General features: G+C 65.5%; 9 protein-coding genes. 7 read left to right on the top strand and 2 right to left on the bottom strand.

Annotated features, from left to right (window positions below):
• The 4 genes from VDP82_RS10590 to VDP82_RS10575 form a co-directional block, all read left to right on the top strand.
• Nucleotides 1–1057: CoA transferase (locus VDP82_RS10590; protein WP_323014814.1), on the top strand; the 1057-nt coding region annotated here is incomplete at its 5' end.
• A complete protein-coding gene (locus VDP82_RS10585; protein WP_323014813.1) occupies nt 1054–2217 on the top strand; it encodes a thiolase family protein in 1164 nt (387 codons plus the stop codon). The genes VDP82_RS10590 and VDP82_RS10585, both read left to right, overlap by 4 nt.
• A gap of 2 nt (nt 2218–2219) precedes the next feature.
• Nucleotides 2220–2633, top strand: coding sequence for a Zn-ribbon domain-containing OB-fold protein (locus VDP82_RS10580; RefSeq protein ID WP_323014812.1), 414 nt, complete (start codon nt 2220–2222; stop codon nt 2631–2633).
• Nucleotides 2634–2642: 9 nt separating this feature from the next.
• The gene (locus VDP82_RS10575) at nt 2643–3632 is read left to right on the top strand and encodes a quinone oxidoreductase (protein ID WP_323014811.1); all 990 of its coding nucleotides are present in this window, start codon (nt 2643–2645) and stop codon (nt 3630–3632) included.
• 19 nt (nt 3633–3651) lie between these two features.
• Here VDP82_RS10575 and VDP82_RS10570 read toward each other — a convergent pair whose 3' ends face one another.
• Complete coding sequence (locus VDP82_RS10570; RefSeq protein WP_323014810.1) at nt 3652–4635, bottom strand: Ldh family oxidoreductase; 984 nt, start codon at nt 4633–4635, stop codon at nt 3652–3654.
• Between the two features lie 203 nt (nt 4636–4838).
• On the opposite strand from VDP82_RS10570, the gene VDP82_RS10565 reads away from it, so the two are divergent.
• The 3 genes from VDP82_RS10565 to VDP82_RS10555 are packed head-to-tail and all read left to right on the top strand — an operon-like array spanning nt 4839 to nt 7478.
• Nucleotides 4839–5882: an amidohydrolase family protein gene (locus tag VDP82_RS10565; protein ID WP_323014809.1), complete on the top strand. Its 1044-nt coding sequence runs from the start codon at nt 4839–4841 to the stop codon at nt 5880–5882.
• Between the two features lie 32 nt (nt 5883–5914).
• Complete coding sequence (locus VDP82_RS10560) at nt 5915–6691, top strand: GntR family transcriptional regulator (RefSeq protein WP_323014808.1); 777 nt, start codon at nt 5915–5917, stop codon at nt 6689–6691.
• Between the two features lie 4 nt (nt 6692–6695).
• Nucleotides 6696–7478: an alpha/beta hydrolase gene (locus tag VDP82_RS10555; protein WP_323014807.1), complete on the top strand. Its 783-nt coding sequence runs from the start codon at nt 6696–6698 to the stop codon at nt 7476–7478.
• 22 nt (nt 7479–7500) lie between these two features.
• Here the strand turns inward: VDP82_RS10555 and VDP82_RS10550 are convergent.
• A partial coding sequence (locus VDP82_RS10550) for a DAK2 domain-containing protein (protein ID WP_323014806.1) occupies nt 7501–8153 on the bottom strand: 653 nt, incomplete at its 5' end.

Genomic DNA, 8153 nt, shown 5'->3' with positions numbered 1-8153 from the left:
TCCGTTCAAGGATGGAAAGTTCGGCATCAACTGCAGCGGCTATTTCGCCTCGCGCAATACCAGCAAGAAAAGCGTGACGCTCGACGTCAAGACGCAAGAGGGCCGCGCGCTGGTGTTCGACCTCATCCGCCAATCGGACGTGGTGAGCAATAATTTCGGGCCCGGCGCCATGGAGCGGCTGGGGCTGGATTATGAGACGGTGCGGGAAATCAAGCCCGACATCATCTATCTGTCCATGCCGATGTATGGCGATACCGGCCCCAAGGCGAAAATGCTGGGGGTGGGCATGACCATCAGCGCCGCCACCGGCTTCATCTGGGGGACGGCCTATAAGGAAAACGACCCGGTGGGCCCCGGCACTCATTATCCCGATCACGCGGCAAACCCCTATCACGCCGCCTTTGCGGTGCTCGCCGCGCTCCGCCATAAGCGCCTGACCGGCGAGGGCATGAAGATCGACCTGTCGCAGGTGGAATCCACCATCAATTTCCTCGGCTCGGCTCCGGTGAGCCATGCCATGACCGGTAAGGAGCCGCCCCAGATCGGCAATCGCTCCATGGAGGCGGCGCCGCATGGGCTTTATGCTTGCGCGGGGGACGATGAATGGTGCGCCATCACGGTGCTGGACGAGAGCCAATGGGCGGCCTTCGCCCGGATCACCGGCGCAACGGATCCGCGATTTTCCACCGTCGCCGGCCGGCTGGCCCATCAGGACGAATTGGACCGGCTGGTGACGGACTGGACCCAGCAACGCTCGGCCGATGAGGCTGCCAAGGCGCTGGTGGAGGCCGGGATTCCGGCGGCGAGGGTGGCCAATTCCCGCTATCTGGTCGAGAGCGATCCGCAACTGGCGGCGCGCCAATATTGGCAGCGCGTGGAGCACCCCGAACTCGGCAACAGCCTTTATGCCTCGCCGCCTTACCAGGTGGATGGAGAGCGGGTGGAGCTTGGCCGGCCGCCGCTGCTGGGCGAGCACACACACACGATCCTGCGCGATCTGCTGGGTCGGGACCAGGCCGAAATCGAGCGGCTGGGCAATTTGGGAGTATTCAAATGAAGGCATTGAGACGGGTCGCCTCGGTTATCGGGGTGGGCCACAGCGACTGGGTCGGCGACTGGACGCGCGTGCGCAATGGCGAGCGGCCGGACGATTGCTACGGCTATGCCGCATCGGCTTTTCGCAATGCCCTCAAGGACGCCAACATCACCCGCGACCAGATCGACGGCCTGATCGTGGGGCCGACCACGGCCTATGAGCGCATGGGCGAAGTGCTGCACATGAATGTGCGCTGGGGCGACCAGGCCGATGCGGTGCTTTCGGTGGCGCAAGCCTGCATGGCCATCGAAACCGGCATGGCCGATGTGGTGGCGCTGGTCTATGGCAACGACCAGCGCTCCGTGGGCACGCAATATGGCGGCCCCCAGGCCATGGGGGGCGACCAGTTTCTCTCCTATGTCTATCACTCCCCCTGGGGCATGACCTCACAGGGCGCGCTTTATGCCCTGATGTTCCAGCGCTATTCCGAACTGTACGGCATTTCCGAGCGCGATCTGGGCCATGTGGCGGTGGCGCAGCGCCAGGGCTCGGCGCGCAATCCCAATGCCATCATGCGCAAGGAAATCTCGCTCGAGGATTACATGGCGGCGCCCTATATCACCGAGCCGCTGCGCCTGTTCGACTATTGCCTCATCAACGATGGCGGGGTGGCGCTGATCATCGCCGAACAGGGGCTGGCGCGGAAGCTGTCGCCGCGCCCCGTTTCCATCGAGGCGGTGGGGCGGTTCGACCTCAACACCGGGGCGACCTCGCTCGAACCCCGCCTCACCGATTTCTACCGTCCGGCCCAGCAGGCAGTGGCCGAGCAGATTTTCGGCGACACCAATCTGGACCCCAAGGATATCGACGTCCTCCAGGTCTATGACAGCTTCTCGGTGCATGTTCCGCTGGCGCTGGAAGGCTATGGCTATTGCAAGGTGGGCGAGGCGGGCAAATTCATGCGCGAGCAGGGGATCGGGCTTGCCGGCGCGCTGCCCACCAATACCAGCGGCGGGCATTTGTCCGAATCCTACATGCAGGGCTGGAACCACCAGATCGAATGCGTGCGCCAGGCGCGCGGCGAATGCGGCGACCGCCAGATCGAAAACTGCCGCCTGGTCCATTATACCTCGGACGTGGCGGGCAAGGCCGTGTCCATCATCTACGGTTCGGAGGGCTGAGCATGCAAACCACCACCACACCGCCCCGCGTGCTAGGCCTTTATGACATTCCCTTCTGGGAAAAGATGCGCGACGAAAACGCCATGAAGCTGCAATGTTGCAGCGATTGCGGCGCATGGCGCTATCCGCCCGGCCCGATATGCCGGGAATGCCTGTCGCCCAATTCCGAATGGAAGCCTGTTTCGGGCGGCGGCGAATTGCTGAGCTGGGTGCGCTTTCACAAGCAATATCTGCCGGCCTATCCCGCGCCCTACAACGTCATTGCCGTGCGGCTCGACGAGGGCCCCACCATCATCAGCAATCTGGTGGGCGAGGAGGGCGGCAAGCACCTGATCGGCCGCCGCGTGCAATTGCAGCTCGACAGGATGGACGATGGCGTGGTGCTGCCGCGCTTCGTGCTGGCTCAACAGGATTAGTGTGTTTCAATGGTAAAAGCTGTTCGCGTTCACGAATATGGCGGCCCCGACAAGCTGCGTTACGAGGATATCGAAATCGGCGAGCCAGGGCCGGGCGAGGCCTATGTGCGCCACACCGCCATCGGGCTCAATTTCGCCGATCTGCATAATCGGGAAGGGCGCTATCCGCTGCCCTCGCTGCCCCATGTGCTGGGCGGGGAGGCGGCCGGCGTCGTCACCAAGATCGGCCCGGACGTGACGGATGTGAAAGTGGGCGACCGGGTGGCCTACGCCGCCGGCGGCCCCAATTTCCCGCCCGGCTCCTATGCCGAGGCGCGGCTGTTCGATGCCAGCCGGCTGGTCATCCTGCCCGACGAGATCGACGACATTACCGCCGCCGCGATGATCGTGAAGGGCCTGACCGCGCAATATCTGCTCAAAAGCGTCTATCCGGTCGGGCCGGGCCAGACCATATTGCTGCATGCGGCAGCGGGCGGCGTCGGCCAGATCATGAGTCAGTGGGCGGCCCATCTGGGCGCGCGCGTCATCGGCGTCGTCAGCTCCGAGGCCAAGGCCGAGCAGGCGCGGCAGAATGGCTGCCATCACGTGCTGATCGGCTCGCAGGAAGATGTCGCCGCGCGCGTGCGGCAATTGACCGGGGGCGAGGGCGTTCCGGTGGTGTTCGACTCGGTGGGCAAGGATACGTTCGAGACGTCCCTCAAGAGCCTGCGTCCGCGCGGCACGCTGGTCAGCTTCGGCACCGCTTCGGGGCCGGTGCCGCTGTTCGATCTGTTTCTGCTCAACAAGATGGGCTCGCTCACCATCACCAGCGCCGCCTTTGCCTGGTTCTTCCGCAGCCGCCCCGAATTGCTGTCCCGCGCCGCCGATCTGTTCGATGTGGTGCTGCGCGGCGTGGTCAAGGTGCCGGTCAACCGCACCTTCCCGCTGGCCGACGCCGCCGAGGCGCATCGCGCCATCGAACAGCGCCAGACCCATGGCGCCAGCGTGCTCATTCCGTGAATGGGCAAGGCCCGGGGCGTCAGCCCCGGGCGATCGCTTCGAGCTGGGCCAGAAGCGCCTCGGGCACCTCCAGCGTTCCTCTCGCCATGATCTGCCGCCTTGTTTCGGCCGAACGGTCGAAGGGCATGCGCACATTGCCATCCGCCTCGGCGGGACGGGCGGCGCGCACCTTGTCGGCATAGTCGGAAATGCGGGCTCGGAAGGTGGCTTCGTCACTGAACAGATCGGGCCTGATGGCGATGAAAAAGAAGCCGCAATCGCGGTAATCCTCGGGCATAAGGCCGCCGCCGGCCATGATGCCGAACATCTGCACCACCAGCGCCAGCCCGGAGCCGCGATGGCCGCCCCACACCTTGATCGCCCCACTCAGCGCGGCGAGGGGATCGATGGTTTCATTGCCCTGGGCGTCATAGGCGACGCCGGGGCGAAGCTCCTGGCCCAGCCGGTCGGCGAGCACCGCCTCGGCCACCATGATCTGGGAGGTGCCGGTGTCGAAGATGATGGGCTGGTCGTTGGAGGGAAAGGCGAAGGCGATGGGATTGGTGCCGAACCGGCCCTCGCTGGCGCCATGCGGGGCAACGCGCGGGGCCGAACTGCCGAAAGCCATGGCGACCATGCCGGCGGCGGTGGCGATTTCCATGTAATGGGCATACATGCCCGAATACCAGGTGTTGAAGGCGCCGACCGCGCCGATGCCATTGGCTTTCGCCTTTTCGATGCCCAGCCGCACGGCCTCATGGGCCACCAGATAGCCGCAACTGTCCCCGCCATCGATCACCGCCGATACGGGCGTATCGCGCTCGATGCGCATCGGGCGCGGCGCCGGCCCGGCCTTGGTGCGCTCGATGATGGAAAGTGCCCGCGACAGCCCGGCAAAACCGACGCCACGCAATTCGCAGCCGATGATCTGGTCGGTGATGATCCGCGCCTCGGCGGCAGAAAAGCCGGTGTTCCGCAGCGCCCGCGCCACCAGGGAATCGGCCTCTGAAATTCCGATCTGCATTCTTCTCTCGCCTTAAATGTCGACAGAATGGTTTCTAGCATGCCGCTGGAGCGGATGCAGGGGGAAATTCCAATACTCCGCTAAGGTGTTAGCTTAATGGTGATTTATGCTCCCATGCAAAGGAAGAGAATGACGCTTGAAGTGGGGCCTGTTGCTCCATTAAAGTCGACACTTGGAATGAATATCGCGTTGAAGGTGATCTCATGAGTCGCGTCGAGGCTGCCAAATTGGTGCCGCATCAGCCCTTTCGTCCCGAATGGCTGTCGCTGACACGCGAGGCCATCATCGATCCCGAGCGCCCCATCATCGATGCCCATCATCATTTGTGGGACAAGCCGGGCGCGCGCTATCTGCGCGCCGACCTGCTGGAGGATGTGGGCAGCGGGCACAATGTCGTTGCCACCATCTTCGCCGAGGGCAGGGCCAATTATCTCAGCAATGGCGCGCCGGAATTGCGCTCGCTGGGCGAAACAAGGCTGGCCGCCGACGCCGCCATCGGCCCGGAAAAGGCGCAGCTTTGCGCGGGCATTATCGGCTTTGTCGACCTCACCCTGGGCGCCGAAGCCGGGCCGGTGCTCGACCGGCATGTCGCGGCGGCCAATGGGCGCTTTCGGGGCGTACGCAATACCTCGGCCTGGCATGCCAACCCCAGCGCGCGCGGCTCGGCGGTGGATTGCCCGCCGGGGCTGCTGCAACAGCCGGCCTTTGCCGAGGGGCTGGAGCAGCTGGCGCGGCGAAACCTGGTGTTCGACGCCTGGATGTATCATACCCAATTGCTCGACCTGGTGGAGCTGGCGCGGGCGCTTCCCCAGCTCCGCATCGTCATCAACCACCAGGGCGGGCCGCTGGGGATCGGCCCCTATGCGGGCCGGCGCGAAGCGGTGTTCGAGGATTGGAGCCACGCCATGGCGCGGCTGGCGCAGTTCGACAATATCCATGTCAAGCTGGGCGGCTTCGGCATGACCATGGCCGGATTCGACTTCCACCTGCGCGAGCGCCCGCCCACTTCCGATGAATTGTCAGAGGCATGGGGGCCGTATATGAGGTTCTGCATCGATACATTCGGGGCCGAACGCTGCATGTTCGAAAGCAATTTTCCGGTCGATCGGGGCACGACCTCTTATGCCGTGCTGTGGAATGCCTTCAAAAAGATCGTTTCGGGCGCTTCCGAACAGGATAAGCATGCCCTTTTCTATGCCACGGCAGCCAGGGTCTATGCACTGGCGCTTCCCGTCGAGGGCACATGACGAGCGACACTTCACACCCCCGGACCAGCGACATGATGACCCCTGAGCAATCCCTGGCGCAGGCCCAGACCGTCATCCGTGGCATCATCGCCAGCCAGCATGACCGGCCCTCGCTCGTCGCTCAGATCGCCTGCGAAGTGGGCGCCGAAATCGTGGAAGGGCTGATCCCGCCCGACCACGATCTCAATACCGTGGAACTGGCCCGGCGCTACGACACCAGCCGCACTCCGGTGCGGGAAGCATTGATCCTGTTGGAGAATGAAGGGTTGGTCGATATCGCGCCGCGCCACCGGCCGCGCGGGCGTTCGTTCACCTTCGATGAAATCAGCGAAATCTACCGCACGCGCGCCGTGCTCTACGACCTGATGGCCGCGGAAGCGACGCTGCGCATCGTCAATGAGGATATCGAGGTTCTCGCCGCCATTCTGGAGCGCATGCGGGACGCCTGCGAGCGCCATGACGTGGTGGCCTATTCCTGGCAGAGCGTCGCCTTCCACGACAACAATACGCGCATGTCGGGCAACAATACCGCCAAGCGCATGCATGATTCCCTATTGCTGCGCACGCTGATGGTGCGACGCCTGGCGCTGGCCCAGCCCGACCGGCTGGAGCGGTCCCTGGAAGACCACACCCAATTGCTGCGCGCCTATGAGAACCGCAACCCCGCCCTGGCCAGCGCCATTCTGGGGGCCAACCACAAGGCGTCGCTGGTGGCCATCGAGGCTTATTTCAAGCGCACCGGCACGCTCGACCTGCCCGAGGATGTCAACGGCCTGGCCAAAGCGCAACTGGCGCGGGCCGGCGCCTAGCCCGATGTCTGAAATGCTGCATTATGAGGCCGACGGAGAAAGCGGCGGACCCACGCTGCTGCTGATCCACGCCATGGGCGCGGATCTGAGCTTCTGGCGCGCGTGCCGGGCGATCTGGGCTGGCCGTTTCCGCTGCATCGCGGTGGATTTGCGGGGCAGCGGCGGCTCGGTTTCCGCTGCCCGACCCGTAACCGTCATGGATCACGTCGAGGATCTGACACGGCTGGCCGAAACGCTGGCGCTGGGGCCGCATATTCCGGTTGGCTGCGCCATCGGGGGCACGGTGGCGGCGGCCTATGCGGCGCGCAATGCCGAACGGTGCCTGGGGCTGGTGATGAGCAATCCCAGCATTGCCACGGGCGGTTCGGCCCGCGACGCATTGGCCCAGCGGGCCCACGCCGTACGGGAGGGGGGCATGGATGCCTGCATGCCCGGCGCGGTGGATGGGGCGTTCAAGGGCGATGACACTCTGGCGCGGCGCGCCGAATATACCGGCCGGTTTGCCGCTCAGGACCCCATCTCCTACGCCAATGTGGTCGAGGGCATACTGGAGCTGGATATCCGGGCGCTGGCGGGGACGATCGCGCGGCCCACGCTGATCGTGAGCGGCGACAACGACATCCTGCTGCCGCCGGGCGAGCATGCGGCGCCGCTCCATGCCGCCATTGCCGGCTCGGAGCGGGTGATGTTGCCGGGGGCGGCCCATTTCATCCCCTATCAGCGGCCGGCGGCCTTTGCGGGGCTGGTCATCGACTTCATCGAGCGCCGCTGCGCTCCCCGCCCATAGGGCAGGCGGGGAGCCATTCTGGTCAGAAGCGGCCGCTATCGGCCAGGGCCCGCAGCCAGATGGACACGGCGACAGCGCCGCCATCGGGCACGCCGAGGGCGCGCTGGCCCAGATAGCTGGCGCGGCCCAGCGCCGGGAACATGGCGCTGGTGGCTTGCGCACCCTCGTCGGCGGCTTGCGCGATGGCGTCGAGCCCGCCGCCCTGCTGGCCGGCGGTGAGCGCGGGCAGCAAGGCATCGATCATGGTGCGGTCTCCCGCCTTGGCGCCGCCCAATTCGGTGATGGCGGCGATGGCCGCCTCCAGCGCGTTTACCCAGTCGCCCGGCAAAGGCTGGGCCTTGTCATCCAGCCTGGTGGCGGCGCGCAACAGGGCCGTTGCATAGAACGGCCCCGAGCTGCCGGCGATGGCGCGGCGCAGGGCATTACCCAGATCGGTGAGAAGGCGGGCCGGGGTGGCGTAGCTATCCGCGCTCAGGGCGCGGATGGCGGCTGCGCCGCGCGCCATGCTGGCGCCCAGATCGCCGTCACCGGCCTGGGCATCAAGCGCGGTCAGGCGCTCCTCGGCCGCTTCCAGGGCGGTGGCGATAGCCTGCATCGCGGCTTTCAGATCGACGGTCAGCGGGCCCGGCGCCCCGGGGGGCGGCGTGGAGGCGGCTACGCCCTTTACCAGCTGGC

It is taken from the genome of Devosia sp. (assembly GCF_034675085.1).
Lineage (GTDB): Bacteria > Pseudomonadota > Alphaproteobacteria > Rhizobiales > Devosiaceae > Devosia.
The sequence above is the reverse complement of the archived record's forward strand: the minus strand, read 5'-3'. Positions and strand labels throughout refer to the sequence as shown.

What these genes read in the sequence shown, in the direction of transcription:
- VDP82_RS10585 (WP_323014813.1), top strand. Translation starts at nt 1,054, where the DNA reads ATGAAGGCATTGAGACGGGTCGCCTCGGTTATCGGGGTGGGCCACAGC.
- VDP82_RS10580 (WP_323014812.1), top strand. Translation starts at nt 2,220, where the DNA reads ATGCAAACCACCACCACACCGCCCCGCGTGCTAGGCCTTTATGACATT.
- VDP82_RS10575 (WP_323014811.1), top strand. Translation starts at nt 2,643, where the DNA reads ATGGTAAAAGCTGTTCGCGTTCACGAATATGGCGGCCCCGACAAGCTG.
- VDP82_RS10570 (WP_323014810.1), bottom strand. Translation starts at nt 4,635, where the DNA reads ATGCAGATCGGAATTTCAGAGGCCGATTCCCTGGTGGCGCGGGCGCTG.
- VDP82_RS10565 (WP_323014809.1), top strand. Translation starts at nt 4,839, where the DNA reads ATGAGTCGCGTCGAGGCTGCCAAATTGGTGCCGCATCAGCCCTTTCGT.
- VDP82_RS10560 (WP_323014808.1), top strand. Translation starts at nt 5,915, where the DNA reads ATGATGACCCCTGAGCAATCCCTGGCGCAGGCCCAGACCGTCATCCGT.
- VDP82_RS10555 (WP_323014807.1), top strand. Translation starts at nt 6,696, where the DNA reads ATGTCTGAAATGCTGCATTATGAGGCCGACGGAGAAAGCGGCGGACCC.